Origin of the sequence: Chitinophaga chungangae, from assembly GCF_017742215.1 — a bacterium.
GTDB classification, from domain to species: domain Bacteria; phylum Bacteroidota; class Bacteroidia; order Chitinophagales; family Chitinophagaceae; genus Chitinophaga; species Chitinophaga chungangae.
In genome coordinates this window covers 125,363-142,817 of sequence record NZ_JAGHKP010000004.1, presented here as the reverse complement: position 1 = coordinate 142,817, position 17,455 = coordinate 125,363, and the positions used below count along the sequence as shown (strand labels likewise).

At 54.5% G+C, this 17,455-nt stretch carries 13 protein-coding genes; 2 read left to right on the top strand and 11 right to left on the bottom strand.

Going from position 1 to position 17,455, the window contains the following annotated elements; translation table 11 throughout:
• Positions 1-44: 44 nt before the first annotated feature.
• Positions 45-929 (bottom strand): ATP synthase F1 subunit gamma, encoded by an 885-nt coding sequence (gene atpG, locus J7I43_RS20320; protein ID WP_209147698.1) that lies wholly within the window; start codon positions 927-929, stop codon positions 45-47.
• Positions 930-1,315: 386 nt separating this feature from the next.
• Here atpG and J7I43_RS20315 point away from each other — a divergent pair, with 386 nt between their 5' ends.
• Both J7I43_RS20315 and J7I43_RS20310 read left to right on the top strand, forming a co-directional pair.
• On the top strand, positions 1,316-2,674 hold the full coding sequence (locus J7I43_RS20315) for a 3-keto-disaccharide hydrolase (protein ID WP_209147697.1): 1,359 nt from the start codon (positions 1,316-1,318) through the stop codon (positions 2,672-2,674).
• Positions 2,675-2,728: 54 nt separating this feature from the next.
• Positions 2,729-2,896 carry an MmcQ/YjbR family DNA-binding protein gene (locus tag J7I43_RS20310; RefSeq protein WP_209147696.1) on the top strand — a complete coding sequence of 56 codons (168 nt, stop codon included), beginning with the start codon at positions 2,729-2,731 and terminating at the stop codon, positions 2,894-2,896.
• A gap of 67 nt (positions 2,897-2,963) precedes the next feature.
• On the opposite strand, the gene J7I43_RS20305 is transcribed toward J7I43_RS20310, so the two are convergent.
• From J7I43_RS20305 to J7I43_RS20260, 10 genes are all read right to left on the bottom strand, one after another.
• Entirely contained in the window at positions 2,964-4,274 is a 1,311-nt protein-coding gene (locus J7I43_RS20305) for an IPT/TIG domain-containing protein (protein WP_209147695.1), read from the bottom strand.
• 23 nt (positions 4,275-4,297) lie between these two features.
• Positions 4,298-5,209, bottom strand: a complete 912-nt coding sequence (locus J7I43_RS20300) for a phosphodiester glycosidase family protein (protein WP_209147694.1) — start codon at positions 5,207-5,209, stop codon at positions 4,298-4,300.
• Positions 5,210-5,229: 20 nt separating this feature from the next.
• On the bottom strand, positions 5,230-6,519 hold the full coding sequence (locus J7I43_RS20295; protein WP_209147693.1) for a RagB/SusD family nutrient uptake outer membrane protein: 1,290 nt from the start codon (positions 6,517-6,519) through the stop codon (positions 5,230-5,232).
• Between the two features lie 19 nt (positions 6,520-6,538).
• Positions 6,539-9,868, bottom strand: a complete 3,330-nt coding sequence (locus J7I43_RS20290; protein WP_209147692.1) for a TonB-dependent receptor — start codon at positions 9,866-9,868, stop codon at positions 6,539-6,541.
• Between the two features lie 93 nt (positions 9,869-9,961).
• Positions 9,962-11,137: a FecR domain-containing protein gene (locus J7I43_RS20285; RefSeq protein WP_209147691.1), complete on the bottom strand. Its 1,176-nt coding sequence runs from the start codon at positions 11,135-11,137 to the stop codon at positions 9,962-9,964.
• Between the two features lie 68 nt (positions 11,138-11,205).
• Complete coding sequence (locus J7I43_RS20280) at positions 11,206-11,802, bottom strand: RNA polymerase sigma-70 factor (protein WP_209147690.1); 597 nt, start codon at positions 11,800-11,802, stop codon at positions 11,206-11,208.
• 161 nt (positions 11,803-11,963) lie between these two features.
• Positions 11,964-13,298, bottom strand: a complete 1,335-nt coding sequence (locus J7I43_RS20275) for a Gfo/Idh/MocA family oxidoreductase (protein ID WP_209147689.1) — start codon at positions 13,296-13,298, stop codon at positions 11,964-11,966.
• A gap of 247 nt (positions 13,299-13,545) precedes the next feature.
• The gene (locus J7I43_RS20270) at positions 13,546-14,916 is read right to left on the bottom strand and encodes an alkaline phosphatase family protein (protein ID WP_209147688.1); all 1,371 of its coding nucleotides are present in this window, start codon (positions 14,914-14,916) and stop codon (positions 13,546-13,548) included.
• Positions 14,917-14,967: 51 nt separating this feature from the next.
• Positions 14,968-16,176: a metabolite traffic protein EboE gene (gene eboE / locus J7I43_RS20265; protein ID WP_209147687.1), complete on the bottom strand. Its 1,209-nt coding sequence runs from the start codon at positions 16,174-16,176 to the stop codon at positions 14,968-14,970.
• Positions 16,177-16,218: 42 nt separating this feature from the next.
• Positions 16,219-17,373, bottom strand: a complete 1,155-nt coding sequence (locus tag J7I43_RS20260; RefSeq protein ID WP_209147686.1) for a 3-dehydroquinate synthase — start codon at positions 17,371-17,373, stop codon at positions 16,219-16,221.
• Positions 17,374-17,455: the final 82 nt, after the last annotated feature.

Sequence of the window (17,455 nt, the reverse complement as noted above, 5' to 3'; positions counted from 1 at the left end):
TTCAGAAATATAAAAAATGTGCTGTTGATTATTTGTGAATAAGATCAACCCATCAGGGCCGCGGCGCCGCTCACGATCTCGGTCAGTTCCGTGGTGATCGCCGCCTGGCGGGCGCGGTTGTATTCGATCTTCAGGTTGCGCAGCAGTTCGCCGGCATTGTCTGTCGCTTTGTCCATAGCGGTCATGCGCGCGCCATGTTCGGAAGCGTGCGCGTCCAGCACGGCTTTGAAGAACTGGGTATTGAGGATCTTCGGCATCAGTTCGGCCACCAGGGTGGATTTTTCCGGTTCGAAGATGAAGTCTGCCTTCTGGGTTTTGCCGCCCTGGTTTTCCACTTTTGCGATGGGCAGGAATTGCTCCGCTTTGAAACGCTGGGTGGCAGCGTTTTTGAACTCGCTGTAGATGATCTCCACCGCGTCGTACTCGCCTTTGGTGAAACCTTCCAGGGCTACGGAAGCAGCTGCTTTCACGTTCTCGAAGGTGAGGTGGGTGAACAGGCTCCAGTAACTTTCGTTCACTTTATAGCCGTTTTTGGTGAAATGCTCCCAGGCTTTTTTACCGATAGGGAGGATCTCCACGTGGCCTTTGGCGAACTGTTCAGCGTATTTTTCGCGGATGGTCTGTTTTGCCAGCTTGATAATGTTGGAGTTATAAGCACCGCACAACCCGCGATCGGAAGTGATCGCTACGATCAGCACCTTTTCCACCTGGCGGTTGGCAGCCAGCGCCATGTCGAAATCGCCTTCGCTGTTGCTCACGATGTTCTGCAGCATTTCCTGCAGCTTCTCGGCATACGGGCGCATCTGCAAAATGGCATCCTGGGCACGGCGCAGCTTCGCGGCACTCACCATTTTCATGGCTTTCGTGATCTGCTGGGTAGACTGGATGGATTTAATACGGTTACGAACTTCTTTAAGCTGTCCAGACATATATATTAAAAGGTTTACATAAGAGGAGTTCAGCCCCCTTATTTTTGGCTGCAAAGGTAAGTAAAGGAGTGATATTCCGGAATACCCGCCCCGATATTTTCTCCTGATTCTGGTCAGTTTCCCGGCCTGAACAGCCGTAACCATTCCCCTTCACAGCTCCTTCCACCCCGCTTAACATTCTTTTTGCAATCGTTTGCAAATATTGGCGATATTTTTCTATCTTGGAAGCCCCTACAGCCATCTTGCTGGTGCATAACGGCTTAGTGCGGCGCCTGCCGGGAAGGCGCCTACCAAAATATATGTCAACTAAAAAACAAAAACCGGAAGCAGCAGGCGCGCATCACCCGGATTGCAAACGGCGGCTTTACTGATACAAATTTATTTCCATGAAAAAGTATTTCCTTCTCGGATGCGGGCTGTTGTGGCTCACCGCCGCCTCCGCCCAGGGCAAGTGGCAGAACCTTTTCAACGGCAAAGACCTTAAAGGCTGGAAACAACTCAACGGCAAAGCCATTTATGCGGCAAAGAACGGAGAGATCGTTGGCACCACCGTATTGGGCGAGCCCAATTCCTTCCTGGCCACCGAAAAAGAATACGGCGATTTCATTTTTGAAGTGGAATATAAGCTCGACAAAGACTTCAACTCCGGCATCCAGTTCCGCAGCCAAAGCAAACCCGAATACCAGAATGGCCGTGTATTCGGCTACCAGATGGAAGTAGACCCCTCTCCCCGCCGCTGGAGCGGTGGCATTTACGAGGAAGGCCGCCGCGGCTGGCTTTACCCGCTGGACCTCAATCCCGGCGCGCAGAACGCTTACAAAGCCCACGACTGGAACAAATACCGCATCGAATGCCGCGGCTCCGAGATCCGTACCTATATTAACGGTATCGCCGCCGCACACGTGGTGGACGCGGAACTGCCCAAAGGCTTCATCGCCCTGCAGGTGCACGGCATTGGCAAAAAGCAGGAAGATAACGGTAAAAACATCCGCTGGAGAAACATCCGCATCATCGAAAATCCCGCGCCCTCCCAATATTCCCCCTACGACACGGTGTATGTGGTAAATAATATCCCAAATACCCTGTCTGAACAGGAAAAACGCCAGGGCATCCGCCTCCTGTGGGACGGCTCCACCACCAAAGGCTGGCGCGGCGCTTACAAACAAACTTTCCCCGAAAAAGGCTGGAATATCACCGACGGCACCCTCAACGTAGAGCCCTCCAACGGCGGTGAAAGCACCAACGGCGGCGACATCGTGACCGATGAAGAGTTTTCCGCGTTCGACCTCGAGTTTGATTTTAAACTCACCGAAGGCGCGAACAGCGGCGTGAAATATTTCGTAACGGAATCGGAAGGCAACAAAGGCTCCGCCATCGGGCTGGAATACCAGGTGCTGGACGATGAAAAACACCCGGACGCCAAACTGGGCGCCGCCGGCAACCGTAAAGTAGGTTCGCTCTACGACCTCATCCCCTCCTACAAACTCTACGCTTCCCACAAAAAGGTTGGCGAGTGGAACCACGGCCGCGTGGTGGTGTATCCAGACAACCGCGTGGAACACTGGATGAACGGGCATAAAGTGGTGAGCTACGTACGCGGCGACAATATTTACAAAGCGCTCGTTGCGCGCAGCAAATACGCGAAGATCCCCGATTTCGGCCTCGCTCCAAAAGGACATATCCTGCTGCAGGACCATGGTAACTTCGTGAGTTTCCGCAGCATCAAAATAAAGATTTTGAAGTAGTCAGCGACTATTTCATTGTTCACTGTTTTTCAATCGACATCCCGATTCTTCGGGATGTCTTTTTTTATCATTCCCGCGCCGTACATGGCCAAACACATGTGGGTAGCCGTGCGCAAACCTTCCGCGCTTAAAAAGGACGAACTGGCGAAACTGGTGGAAGAATCCTATGTACTGGTGAGAAATAAACTGCCGAAAAAAATACAGGAACAACTCCGGAAATAAACTTCCCGGAAAAGCAAAAGGGGCCGAAGCCCCCATTTGCGTACGTTCAGATATACGGAGATTTTTTTTATTTCATCAAACTGATCTTCCTGATGCAATGGTTCGTCAGGTCCGCCACGTAGATAACCCCGTCTGCGTCCACACACACGTCGGTCGGGCCGTTGAACTGCGCCGCCGCTCCCGCGCCGTCCGCATATCCTTTAGCAGTACCGGCTATCGTGCTTACTATTCCCTCAGCATCTACTTTGCGGATTTTATTATTATTCAGATCCGCGATAAAAATGTTGCCGTTTTTGTCGCCTGAAATGCCGTACGGATCGGCAAAACGCGCGCCCGCGGCATCGCCGTCGCGGTAGCCGGTGTTGCCGTCGCCGGCAATGACAGTTACTTCACCGGCGGGCGTTACCTTGCGGATGCGGTGGTTGAGCCTGTCCGCCACCAGGATATTCCCATCTTTATCAATGTCCAGCCCACTGGGATTTTTGAACTGTGCGGCAGCGCCCGTGCCATTGGCGAACCCGGCTGAGCTGCCTGCAAGGGTTGTAACGGTACCATCCGGCGTTACTTTACGGATGCGGTGGTTGAGATTGTCTGCCACATACACATTCCCCGCCGCATCTACGGCCACGTCCAGCGGCTGGTTGAATTTCGCGGCGGCGCCCGCGCCATCAGCATATCCCGCGCCGTTTCCGCCCGCGAGCGTGCTTACCTCACCTGCCGGCGTGATCTTGCGGATGGCGTGATTATCACGGTCCGCCACATAAATATTCCCTGCAGCGTCCGCGGCCGCTTTCCAGGGTAATTTGAACTGCGCGGCCGCTCCCGTGGCATCGGTATACCCTGCCGCGGTGTTGCCTGCAATGGCAGACGTATTTCCGCCGGCGATCATCCTGATGCGGTTGTTGCCCCTGTCCGTCACGATCAGCCTTCCATTTGCGTCTATCGCAACGCCTTCCGGGTTGCGGAACAGCGCGGTGGCAACGGGCCCGTCCACCGAACCTGCCGTGCTTCCGGAAAACGTTTCCACGATATATTCTTCCATGGCGGGTACATACGCGTACACCGGCCCCTGGGTTTTATTGTTCCCCACTTCCACCGTTACCGGCCCGGTTGCGCCGCTGGCCGGGCTAACCACCTGCAGCTGGTTGGAAGCGGCTTCTATCACAACCGCGTCTGCCCCGTTGAACTGCACTTTATTTTCCGCGCGCACATAACTGAAATTTTTTCCTTTTAGCGTTACGATAATGCCCGCAGTGCCGGAACTTGGCCAGATGGCGGTTACCACCGGCCCGGCAGGCTGCTGTTTATCTTCGTCTTTGTTGCAGCCGGTGCTGAAAAACAGCGCCAGCAGCAAACATCCCGTTATGATGTGTTTCATGGTCTTGTTCTGTTACGGTGAAATTAATTGGCCAGTATCATCCACGCGTTACCCACGGCCCTGTTGGTGCCGTCGCTGGGGCGGTTGCGCACCTGCCATACGTCTGCCAGCGGATGTTTGATCATAAACGTGCTGGAGCCGCCGCCGTCTACGTTGATCGCGATGGTGGAACCGCAGGCTTTCAGCATCTGCCCCAATTTGGTGATGGTGATCCCGTTGGAATAATAAAAACTACGGCCGTCTACCACGATGAAATACATCTTCCCCTGCGCGTTCATGCCGATGCCGGTACGCGGCTCCACGGTGAGATCGGTTTGCGTGAGTATCTGGTTATCCCGCACCAGCATGGGCCCGCCACCGAGCGCTTCCTGGAGGTCGTTTTGTTTTTCCGCGAATTCGGCACGGTCGCCGATCACGATCTCCCCGTTTTTCATGATGCCCATGAAAGTCGCGCTGCGTGTGTTGGCCCAGGTGGTTTTGATCACCTTGCCGTCTTTCACAAAAATGCCGCGCGGTTCGCCCGTGGATGTGTTGAAGAAGTCCGCATTCACCGCGGCCATCACTTTCGTATTGCCGTTCTCGAGATACTTCGCCATGTCGGGCACGGTTTGCATCGCGTAGGCGCTGGCGTTGTAAGGCGTGCCGGCTTTTAATTTCAGGCCGGGATGTTTCGTGTCTATTTCAAGGATGAACACGTGCATGGAATATCCTTCGGTGCTCAGGTAATGAATGTCGGTTTCCATAATGCCGGGCGTTACTTCAAACAGGGTGTCGTTAAACACCTGCGCTATTACGCCCGCGCTGTCGGCAATCCTTTGGGTGAGCGGGCTTTCGATAGTCACCACCGGGGCCTGGGCCACGCTGTCTTTCTCGCAGCTTACGCTTGCGGCAGCGAGCAATAACAGTATGGGAATGAGTTTTAATCTTTCCAACATAAAAATTTCTTTATACGGTTTTAATATTCATCATTTTGTTCCAGCAGGCCGTTAAGCGCGAGCTCGTTCATCGGCAGCGGGTATTTTTTTTCACGCGCGGCAAGGCCGAGATCGGATTCCGCACGGTTGAGGCGCACCAGGTCGTACCAACGGAAACCTTCGCCGAGCAGTTCTTTCCTTCTTTCCAGCAGCACCGCGTCCAGGTAATCGTCGTCAGAAGCAGGCTGTATCGCACCCAGCCCGCGGAACGCGCGCAGCTCGTTCAGCCTGTTCAGCCCGTCCGCCAGCCCCCTCGCTTCCGCGCTGATGAGATACATCTCGCCAAGGCGCACTACGATCAGCGGGTCTGTTCCGCTCTGGCCGCTCGGGTATTTGTTGATCACGCGAAGGCCCTGGAACGTTTCGACAGACATCGCCGTGCGTTTGTCGCCCGCCGTGAACATATCCATCACTTCCTGCGTGGGCCTGTACACATAACTGCCTTTCACCGTATGCGCATACGTGTAAAACAGCGTGCTCACGCGGATGGAAGATTCGATGGTGAGGTTTTTGAATGAAAATATTTCTTCGGTGTTCTGCGTGGCACGGAATATTTTTTCAAATGCATCCAGCGAAAACAAACCGCTGTTGATGACTTCTTCCGCCAGCTGACCGGCTTCCTGTTTTTTCCCCTGTGCCAGTTTCACCCGCGCCATCAGCGCTTTTGCGGCCATGTTGGATACCTGGTAATATTGACCGGACGTATAAGCAGGCGCATGTTCGATCGCATCCGCCAGGTCTTCTTCGATAAGCGCCCAGGTTTCTGCTTCAGTGTTGCGCGTTACCCTCGCCGTGGTGTTTTTCCGCAGCACCGGCACGCCGCCCCAGCGGGTTACCAGGTTGTAATAAAGATAACCGCGGAAAAAATGCGCAATACCGGCGATCTCGCTTTTCCTTTCCGTGTCGGGCATGCCTTCCAGCGTTTCCAGCAAATTGTTCACCTGGAAAAGCGCGGAATAATAACCGTTCCATGCGGCGGACATCAAACCGTTCTCCGGGCGCAGCACGTTGGTGATGAAGGTATTCAAACCTCCGTCCGTAGTGGCTCCCGCGTTGATGAGGTTGCCGCCCGTAATGTCGAAGGAAATATAGGATTCCGCGCCGGGCGCGTTTTGTATGCGGTTGTAAATACCGGTGAGGAAAGCTTCCACGTCGGCTTCCGACAAGGTGTTGGTGGCCACCGCGGAATGCGATTTCACGTCCAGCATTTTACTGCACGATGCCAGCAGGCAACATGCAACGAGTATGAAGGGCATCACTGTTCGTTTCATAACAATAGTTTGCATCGGTTTAGAAATTAAGGTTTATGCCGACGTTGATAGTGCGCGGCTGCGGCAACACAAGGTTGTCTTCCCCGATAAAACGGGGATCGAGGTTGGAAGATACTTCCGGATCGAGACCTGAGTATTTCGTCCAGAGCCAGAGGTTATCCGCCTGTGCATATACGCGTAAACGCTTGATGTGCGCGCGTTGCAGCAGCGAGCGCGGCAGCTCGTACCCCAAAGAGACCGTGCGCAGTCTCAGGAACGAACCGTCTTCCATCCAGCGGGATGAATTGTACAGGTTGTAAGCAAGGTTGTAAATCGCGCGTGGTGTAGTGTTGCTCGTGCCCGGGCCCGTCCAGCGGTCTTCCGCTACCCTGGCGATGTTGTTCACGGCGTTCTGCCCCAGCCTTTCTACGGTGATCCGCGAAGTCGCATACACATCCTGGCCTACCGAATAGTTGAAGAAAACTGTGAGGTCGAAATTGCGCAAGCGGAACGTGTTGTTCCAGCCGCCGAAATAATCGGGGTTGGAGCTGCCCACGATCTGGCGGTCGTTGATATCGATGTTGCCGTCGCCGTCCACATCTTCGTAATGCACATCTCCCGCCCTTACGCCAATGGCTTTCAGGGGATCGGGCACGTCTTTGTCGTCCTGGAAAATGCCAACCATTTTATACACCCAGATGCTGCCGATGTCGTACCCCACCTGCAATGCGCGGTTGGAACCGATAGACAGCACGTCGTTGTTGCCAATGAGAGAAGTAATACGGTTACGGATAAACGAAATATTAAAATCCGAGCGCCATTGCAGTTCACCGAATTGAAAATCCGTTCCCAAAGCTACTTCCAGGCCTTTGTTTCGCATAGAGCCGATGTTGCTGGTAAGACTGGTAAAACCGGATGTGGCGTGGATCGGCATATTGTACAACAGGTTGGTCGTGTTTTTCAGGAAGTAATCCACCGTAAGGTTCACGCGGTTTTTCATCAGCGACAGGTCGATGCCCGCATCGAACTGGTTCGCTTTTTCCCAGGTAAGATCGTTGTTGCCAAAACCGGTGATGGAGATGCCGCTTTTACCGTCGTAGTTGTAACCGCCGCCGGTGAGCGACTGGTACGCATAATTGCTCACGCCTTCCTGGTTGCCCGTAGAGCCGTAGCTGGCGCGCACTTTCAGGTCTGCGCCGGTAAACGTCCAGAACGGTTCTTTGGAAACCTGCCATCCGGCGGACACTGACGGGAAATACCCGTAGCGGTTCTCGGGGGAAAAGCGGGAAGAGCCGTCTGTACGGATGGAAGCGCCCAGCAGATATCTTTCTTTCCATGCCACGTTGGCACGGCCGAAATAAGATTCCATCGCGTTGCCGTAAAGGTTGGTGTTGGCGCTGGTGATCACGGAAGCCGCCTGCAGCACGTCGAACGAAGGCGCGGGGAAACCGTTGCCATCAATGCCGCTGGTGGAGGTCATTACACGTTGAAAGGAATGACCGCCCAGCAGGTCGAGCTTTACATCACCGAACTGGTGTGTGTAAGTAAGCGTGTTTTCCACGAGAATATTCGTCAGCCACCTGCGGTCGTCTATCAGCCTGCCGTTGCCGGTGCCGTAAGGATGCGCCTGGTTGTAATACACGTAATCGTGCGTAAGGCCGAGGTCGGTGCCGAAAGAAGATTTATAGGTGAAAGAAGGCGAAAAACGGATCTCCGCGAAAGCGTTGCCCAGCATGCGGTAACTTTTCAGCGAGGCCACTTCTTCTTTTAATATCTGGATGGGATTGTGATACACGAGGTCCGGCGTGCCGCCCACATAATAACTTCCGTCCGGTTTATACGGCCGGTCGAAAGGGCGGTGCGGCAGGCTCCTGCTCATCACGGAAGAGCCGAGGTTGGAGCCGGGCACGCGGTTGTTGTCTGAATAGCTGAAACTCAGGTTCACACCGGTTTTCAGCCATTTCAGCGGTTCGCTTACGAGGTTGATGCGGCCGGTATATTTTTTCAGGTCGTTGTAGATCACGGTGCCTTGCTGGTTGAGCACGCCGCCGGAAATGTAATACGTCGTTTTGTCGTTGCCGCCGGACGCGGAAATGTCCAGGTTCTGCGACCATCCTTTACGCAGCACTAGTTTCATCCAGTCGGTCTCCGGCAGGCCGGGATACGGGTTCTCCACGCCGGGAATAAATTTGCTGTTGCCCGGTTCGTAATTATATTGCCGGTTGTAGTTGTCGATCGCTTCGTTCGCCACTTCCAGGTACAATTTTGAATCCGCCATTTTTACTTTGCTGAGATTGGGCACTTCGCTGAAACCGGTCCATGCATTTACGTTCAGCTGACCGGTTCCTTTGCGGCCGCTTTTGGTGGTGATGATCACCACGCCGTTGGTGGCGCGGGAGCCGTAGATGGCGGCGGAAGACGCGTCTTTCAACACTTCGATCGACGCGATGTCTGCAGGGTTCAGCTGCGCCAGCGGGTTCATTTCGCCGCCGAAGTTGAAAATGGCCGCGTTGTACGGGATGATAGGCACGCCGTCTATCACATACAGCGGTTCGTTGTTGGCGCTCAGCGAGCCCGTACCACGCACGCTCACGCGCAGCGCACCGCCGGGCATGCCCGAGGAGGAAGAAATGTTCACGCCTGGCATGCGGCCCTGCAACATTTGATCAGGACCCAGCACCGGGCGTGCATTCAGATCGTCCGGTTTAAACGTGCTGATGGAACCGGTAAGCTCCGTTTTCTTTTGCGTGCCGTAACCTACCACTACCACTTGTTGCATGGAGCGGCTTTCGCGCTGCAGGAGAACGGTGAGGCTTTTGCCGTCTTTTATTTCTACGGATTGCGTGGTGAAGCCGATGTAGGAAAATACCAGCGTGCCGTGCTCGGGCACATTGGCCAGCTGGAAGCGGCCGTTGCCGTCGGTAACCGTTCCGCCGGACGCGCCTTTCACCGAAACGGACACGCCGGGCAGGCCTTCGCGGTTTTCGTTGTCGAGCACTACGCCGGAAACGCTGATGTTTTTTACCTGCGGCTGTTCTTCTTTTTCTTCCGGCTTCATCAGGATCACCGTTTTGTCTACAATGCGGTAGGTGAGCGGAAGGCCCTGCAGGCAGCGGTCCATCACTTCCTGTATGGTGGCGTTGCGCATCTGCAGCGTAATGCTGCTTTTCACGCGTGCCATGTTCTCGTCACGGAAAATGAACAGGTAATCGCTTTGCTGGCGGATGATCTTAAACACCGTTTCCAGCTTCGCGTTGTTTACCGACACGTTCAGCGGCACATCCTGCACCCTGGCCTGGGCCGTGAATTGCAGCCCGGCCAGCAGTACAATCAGCAGGTGTTTCAGCACCTTGATTCTGTAGTTCGACATGTGTATTTTTTTAAGTTCAGTTAATTCAGTTAGGAAATAGGCCGGCTTTACAGGCAGGGCCCTGCCGGTTCAGATGATGTCATGAATGGTTGTTTATTGACTGACTTTTATGGTCCTTCTTTCCACCGTAAAATGTACATTGGCCGTCAGCTCCAGTATTTTCAACGCCTGCGACAGGTTTTCCTGTTTGTGCATGGCGCCCGTAACATGAATGTTGCCGGTCATGGTGTTGTCGTACACCACATCAACGTCGTACCAGCGGCTCAGTTCGCGCATCACGGCGCTCAGCTCGTCGTTGCGGAAATTGATGATGCCGTTTTTCCAGGCAACGGCTCCTTCCGGATCGCCGTCAGACATCGAAAGCGCGAGAGACGATGGCGTAAACGTAGACTGCTGGCCGGGTTTCAGCGTCACCTGTTTGCCGGAAGATATCACCCGCACGGCACCCGATGTGAGCGTAGTGGTAAATTCCTTTTCGTCTGCATAAGCTTTGATGTTGAAAGCAGTGCCCAGTACCTGCACTTTCATACCGTTCATGGTAACATAAAAAGGCTTGAAAGCATCGGCGGCCACTTCGAAATACGCTTCGCCGGACAGTTTTACTTCTCTTTCGCTGCCGTTGAAGGCGACAGGGTATTCGAGGCTGCTGGCTGCGTTCAGCCATACTTTCGTGCCGTCTGAAAGCTGCACGCGGTACTGACCGCCCCGCGGCGTGATGAGTGTGTTGTAGGACATTTGCGGCAACTGCGCTTCGGGCTCCTTGTAGATCAGCGATTCGTTCTGTTTGCGGATATTTTCTTCGCTGGCGATGGCGCCGTCTGCCGCCTGGTCGAGCACTACGGATTTGCCGTTGCCCAGCACAAGCCGCGCTTTGTTGCCGCCCGGCGCAATATCGCCATGCTGCAGCGCAACGGCCAGGGAAGGCTGTGTGTTGTTGCCGCGCTGTTGCAGGCTGAAGCGGAGCACACCGCCGGCGATCACAACGCCGCCCGCGATGGCCGCGGCCACCAGCCATTTACGGGAACGGCGCATCGGCACCACTTTAGTTTCCTGAAAAGGCTGCATCTGCGCATGAATGCGGGCAAGAATGTTTTCCTGTACTGCGGCATCCGGCACGGGAATGTTCCTTTCCAGGAACGCTTCCAGCAACATAGCCTTCAACTCAGCTGCGGGCGTGTGTTCCAGGTAATGCAGCAGCCAGCGGCATTCTTCGTCCGTCCATTCTTTTTTGGCGAGCAGCGCTTCGAGATATTGTTCAGGTTGCGTCAAGATCAGGTACCTTTTGAAATAAATACACCGGTGGAAATAAAAAGGGGGGTCGGGGGAAGAAAAATTTTTCAGGAAAAATAAACGAGGGTAAGCGGCAGGCCTATGGCGAGGGTTTGCCATTCGGGCTGCAGGCGCACGTATTCATGAATAAAACGGCTGGCCTTGGAGATATGTTCTTTTACGGTATTGTGGGAGATCTGCAGTTCTGATGCTGCTTCGGCGTAGGTTTTCCCTTCCATTTTACAAAGCAGGAACGCTTTTTTTCGCTGCGGCGGCAGCTGTTCGATGGCTTTTTCGAGCATTTCCAGCTGCAGTTCCATCTGATCGCATTCGTTCGCGGCCCATATATCGGCCTGGCCGGCGAAACCTTCCATCTGCAAACGCTGGCGCAGCGCGGTGCGAAGATGGTTCACGGAACGGTTGTAGCTTACCACGAACAGCCAGTTGCCCGCGGTGGAGCCGGCTTTCAGGGTGTGCCTTTTTTCCCAGAGACGGAGAAATACCTCCTGCACAATGTCCTGCGCAGCGGAAGGTTCCCGCACGAGGCGGAGGATGTTGGCATATACGGAAGGAAAATACAGGCGGTACAGGGCGTCGAACGCCGTAACGTCGTTCTCCCTTAATGCGTCCACTAATAATATTTCTTCATACTCCCTGGAAGACATGCTGATCCTACATTTTAAATGGTTGCCGTAGTGCGGTGTGGTGATTTCCGCGGGGCAAATATTCAGCTTTTGGTTGACCGGTAAAAACCGCAGGAGCCAATTTAATAATTAAATAATACAATTACAAAAAGAAAGGGCCGCGTCGTTCGCGGCCCTTTTTCTTATACTTTGGGTTCCCATCCCTTTTCGTAGGTACGGCTCCAAAGCTGCGCTGCTTCCTTGTTATGCAGAATATGCCCGTTTTTAGGATCGGTGGCGATCACTGAGCCCGTGCGCTGGGAAATGTTGCCCAGGTGGCACAGCAGCACGCTTTTGCTGCCTTCCAGGATGCCGTAGTTCAGTTTTGCGTTACCGCGGATGGCTTCCATCCAGTTGCTGATATGCACGGCGTCGAGGAATTCGCCGGCCGGGCTTACCACGTTGGTGGCGTCGCGGTTGTCGTTTTTTGTTTCCTTCACTTCTTTCACCACGGCGCCTTTAAGGTCGAGGATCTTATAGCTGTCGCCGCCGTCGCAGTAAAGGGAGCCTTTTTCACCAAAAATGGTAAACCCGCGGCCCGAGCCTTCCAGCCTGTAGGGGTGCGAGCTGCGGCCTTCCCAAACAATGGCGCGGTTGCCTTCGAAGTTGAATGTGATGGTTTGCGTATCGGGCGTTTCCCAATCGTCGCCGGAATAGGCGAAACGGCCGCCGGCGGAGGTTACGGAGGTGGGATAATCCACGCCGAGGAACCAGCGCATGCAATCCACTTCGTGGGTGCCGTTGTTGCAGGCTTCGCCGGTCCCCCAAACCCAGCGCCAGTGCCAGTCGTAGTGCACTACGTTGTCGATATAATCGCGGCGGGGCGCGGGGCCCTGCCAGAGGTTCCAGTCGAGGTTGGAAGGCACGGGCACTTTTTTGCCGACGCCGATCGGCTTGCGGTCGTTTACATACCAGCCGCGGGCGAAGAATACGCGGCCGAGAATGCCGTCTTCATGAATTTCCTTGTACGCCTGGCGCATATTCGGCCAGGAACGGCGCTGGTTGCCCATTTGCACGGTACGTTTGTATTTGGCCGCAGCTTCCACCACCATTTCGCCTTCGCGCGGGTTGTGCCCCACGGGTTTTTCAACGTACACGTGTTTGCCGGCGGCGCAGGCCATAATGGCCGCGGGCGCATGCCAGTGGTCCGGCGCGGCGATCATTACGGCGTCAAGGTCTTTGCGTTCCAGCATCTTCCGCACGTCTTTCAGCACTTCGGGCTTGCGCGCCTGCTGGCTGACGGCTTTGAGGCCCTTTTCAGCGGCTTTGTCGTCCACATCGCAAATAAATCCCACTTCCGCGTTCGGCAGTTTGGACGCCACTTTGGCCAGCCAGTTGCCGCGTGAGTTTACCCCCATCATCCCGATCACGAGTTTGTTGCTCGGGGCGTTTTTACCGAAAACGGGGAAGTTGAGGACGGTAATGCCCGCCCCAACGCCGGCCATGGCGCCGGTCTTCAGAAAGTCTCTCCTTTTCATAAGAATAATAAATTGATGGTGCTTCTGCTAACCGTATCTGTATAACGTGGCGGACGGGCCTGAAACCCTTGTCCCTTTTAACAGCAATCGGTTGCAATAAATGTAATGAATGAATGGGAAATTATCGGGGTAAAATAGATGAGCGGGACATAAACGAAGAACCGTGAGCCGATTACGGGAGCTAATCGGCTCATTTTCCGGCATTTTTTGAGCCGATTAAGGTGAACCGGAACTTTTATCAGGAAGATTATTCCATCAACCCCGCATGCCGCAAAATAATATCATGCACGTCCACCGCCTGTACATTGGCTTTTACAGGCTGCGTGGTGATCAGTACCGGGTGGTCTTTCGGGTCTTCGGCGATGCGCCCGTGCGAGCCTTTGATCAGCGTGGCATCCAGCGGGATCACGTCCATCAGGTAACGGAAACCTAATTTCTTTTTCAGCACTTTGCCGATCACTTTCATTTTCACGAAAGGGTCGGCCGGGTCCAGGAACATTTCCACGGGGTCGTAACCCGGTTTGCGGTGGATATCCACAATGCGCGCAAAATCGGGCGCTTTTGCATCGTCTTCCCAGTAATAATAAGTGAACCAGCTGTCCGCATCCGCCACCAGCACAAAATCGCCGCTGCGTTCGTGGTGCAGGTAATGTTTGTGTTTGCCTTCACGGTCCAGCACCAGCTGCACGCCCGGGATATTTTCCAGGAGCCCGCGCACCTGTTTCTGGCAGCAGGGATCGTTGATGTAGATATGCGCCACCTGGTGATCGGCCACTGCAAAAGCCCGCGAAGCGCCGGCGTCCAGCAGTTCAAGCCCTCTTTCCACCCGCACGTTGATCAGCCCTTTTTCGCGGAGCAGCCTGTTGATGTGAATGGGTTTGCTGACGTTGGTGATGCCGTATTCGGAAAGAATGATGATCTCGCTTTGCTGTTGTTCGTAATATTCCACCAGCTGCTGCACGACCTTATCGATCGCCTGCAGCTCGGGGGCAATTTTCGTATAGTCGTGACCAAATTTCTGCAAACAATAATCGAGATGCGGGAGATAGATGAGCGTAAGGTTGGGATCGTGCCATTTGTCGGTAAGGATAGACGCGTCGGCAATCCATTGCGTGCTTTTGATATTGGCGCCCGGGCCCCAGAACTGGAACAGCGGGAAAGTGCCCAGCTCCTGCTGCAGGCGGTCCCGCAGTGTGTCCGGGTGCGAGTAACAGTCGGGCATCTTGCGCCCGTCTGACAAATACTGCGGGCGGGGAGTAACGGAGAAGTCTGCACTGGAATACATATTGTACCACCAGAACATTTTCGAGCAGGTAAAACCGGGATGCAGCTGCCGCGCGCGTTCCCAGACCTTTTCGCCGTATACGAGCTTGTTGGATTGTTTCCAGAATTTGATCTCACTGTCTGTGCGGTCGTACCACCCGTTGCCCACGATCCCGTGCTCGCTGGGCCATTGGCCGGTAACATAGGTGGATTGAACAGCGGTGGTCACTGCGGGTAACATCGGCGCAATGGCGGATGAATGGTGTTTTTTTGCGTAAGCTGCCAGGAAAGGCGTGTGTTCCCCGATCAAGGCGGCAGACAAACCTACCACATCTATTACCACAGTTTTTTTCATAGTGTATCTTTCTTCTTCGCGTTACAATTCCGGTCCAAAGCTAGGGCCCTGTCAGGATAATTCCAACTGTTGCAACACCCATTTCATCTCCCTGGCGATCGATCCGCTCATTTCCTGTTTTAACCCGGGGGGAAGCACTTCCCAGGTGTAGGTTTCCACTTCCAGGTGCTGCGTGAAGGGTTTGGCGGCCTGCAAAGCCAATACGCGGCTGATATCGTCGCGGGTGGATGTGAGCACGCCAAAATCCTGTACGAATACCGGCACGTGGAAATGCGCGCGCCATTCCTCGAGGTCCGCCCGCCCTGCATCGTCCAGCGCCGCGGGCATATCGGGGTAGTGCACTTTCTGATCGTTGCTCATTCGCGCGATCACCTGGTGCAGGTAGATGTTTTCGTTAAAAGCGGCGAACGCGTTGATCACGGGCTCTCTTCCTTCTTTCGGGAAAAGTCCTTTCAGCGCGGCGCTTATCTGTATCTTCCCAACTTTCAGGCCAAAGAAATACAACCGTTCCAGTACTACTTTCGGGTCTTCGTAACTCACGGCGAAGTGGCATACGTCGTAACACAGCTGCACGTGATTTTTGATCGCGAGCATGGCTTCTTCTTCCGTCATGCCGAATTTGTCGGTGAACATGATCACGCCCGCGGGAAGCAGGTGCTGGAAATACCAGTCGATATACTCTTTGGAATTTTCAAGCATGCCGTCCGGTTCCGGCTCCACGTCGAGGTGAAGCAGCGGGCCTCCGCTGCGGCGTATTTTTATTAATTGTTCCACTACCAGCAGCATGTTGAGCGTGGCGCTTTCCATGATGGATTTGTGCTCTTCGCCGCAGCGGTGCCACAGGCGGTAAGACAGCGGGGAAGTGCTCACGCCGCCTTCCATGCCTTCCGGCAGCAATGCCGCCAGGATGCGGAACAGGCGGATGGTGTAGGCTACACGTTCCGCCGTGGCCCAATCCGGCGTATGCACCTGGTCTTTTACGCGTTCGTGGTGAAAACCGCCGTACGGGAAACCGTTCATCGTGTATACGTAACAGTCATTTTTCCGCAGCCATTCGCGGAAGGCGTTCAGCGGCTCTTCTTTTGAAAGTTCGAGGCTGGCGAGGTTGCTCAGCCGCAGGCCGATACCGAAGGGCTTGCCCGGGCTTACCTGCGCTTTTACTGCCGGGATGAACTGTTGAAGCTGGGCGAAATGTTCCCCCCAGCTTTCGCCTGCGTGAATGTTGGTGCAATAAGTCAGGTGGCCGGATGGCGTATGCATATGCGTAGTCTTAGCTGGTCTGATCCGATAAAAATTTCCGTATTACCATTTATCGCGCAGCATCACCACGGCTTTGCGCAGCGTTGCCGGATCGATGGAATGCACTTCTTTTCCCTTGCCGATGCCTTCCAGCAACGCGATGGTGAGCCTTCCGCCCAGGTGCTCGCGGAATTCCTCGAGGCCCGCCATGATGGGTGAAGAGCCGTCTTCCTCGATGTCGAGCAGCGGATGGTACAGCGGCAAACGCAGGTTCTTCAGCAGCTGGATGATCCTTTCCAGCGAGCCTTCGTCTAGCATGCCGTTGAGCCATGCATACACGCTGTCCAGCGCGATGCCGATAGACACTGCCTCGCCGTGGCGCAGCTCGAAATCGGTGAGCTGTTCCAGCTTATGCGCGCTCCAGTGGCCGAAGTCCAGCGGGCGCGACGAGCCGCTTTCGAACGGGTCGCCTGCGCCGCCGATATGCTGCATATGCAGTTCGGCGCAACGGCGGATAAGGTATTGCAAACTTTTCGGTTCGCCAGCGGAAAGTTCGGCGGCATGTTGCTCCATCCATTCGAAGAATGCGGCGTCTTTGATCAGCGCCACTTTCACCGCTTCTATCATGCCGGAGCGCCAGTCGCGCTCGTCGAGCGTGGTGAGAAAATGCGCGTCGTTGAACACGGCCGCGGGCGGCGCGAAAGTGCCGAGGAAATTCTTTTTGCCGTGGTAATTGATGCCGTTTTTCACGCCCACGCCGGAATCGTTCTGCGACAGTACGGTGGTGGGTATGCGGATGTGTTTGATGCCGCGGTGGCTCACCGCCGCCACATATCCCACGAGGTCCAGCACGGAGCCGCCGCCGATGCCGACCACGTAAGAATGACGGTCGATGGCGTGCTGGTCTATCTCATTTACAAGCCAGTAAAATAATTGCAGATCGTTTTTGGAAGCCTCTCCTCCGGGCACCACGATAATATCCTGCACCAGTTCGTAGCCCTCCAGGTTGCCGCAATAAGCGGTGATCTGCTCCTGCAATGTTTGATGCTCTTTGGTCACCCCATCGTCTACGATAAAAAGCAATTTTTTCCGGATGCCTTTTTCAGCGCGCGAATCCAGGAAACCCGCAAATTCGGGATTGGCTGGGTCAAATAAATGTTCCGTAAAGAAAACCTTGTATTCGAACTGTACGCTGAAAGAATTTTGAATGTACGACATAGCTAGTCTCCTGCCCGGTTCCCGGGGAATTTTTAAGAGGATAAATGTACAAAAAAGAGCATTACCGGCTGTGATTTTTTAC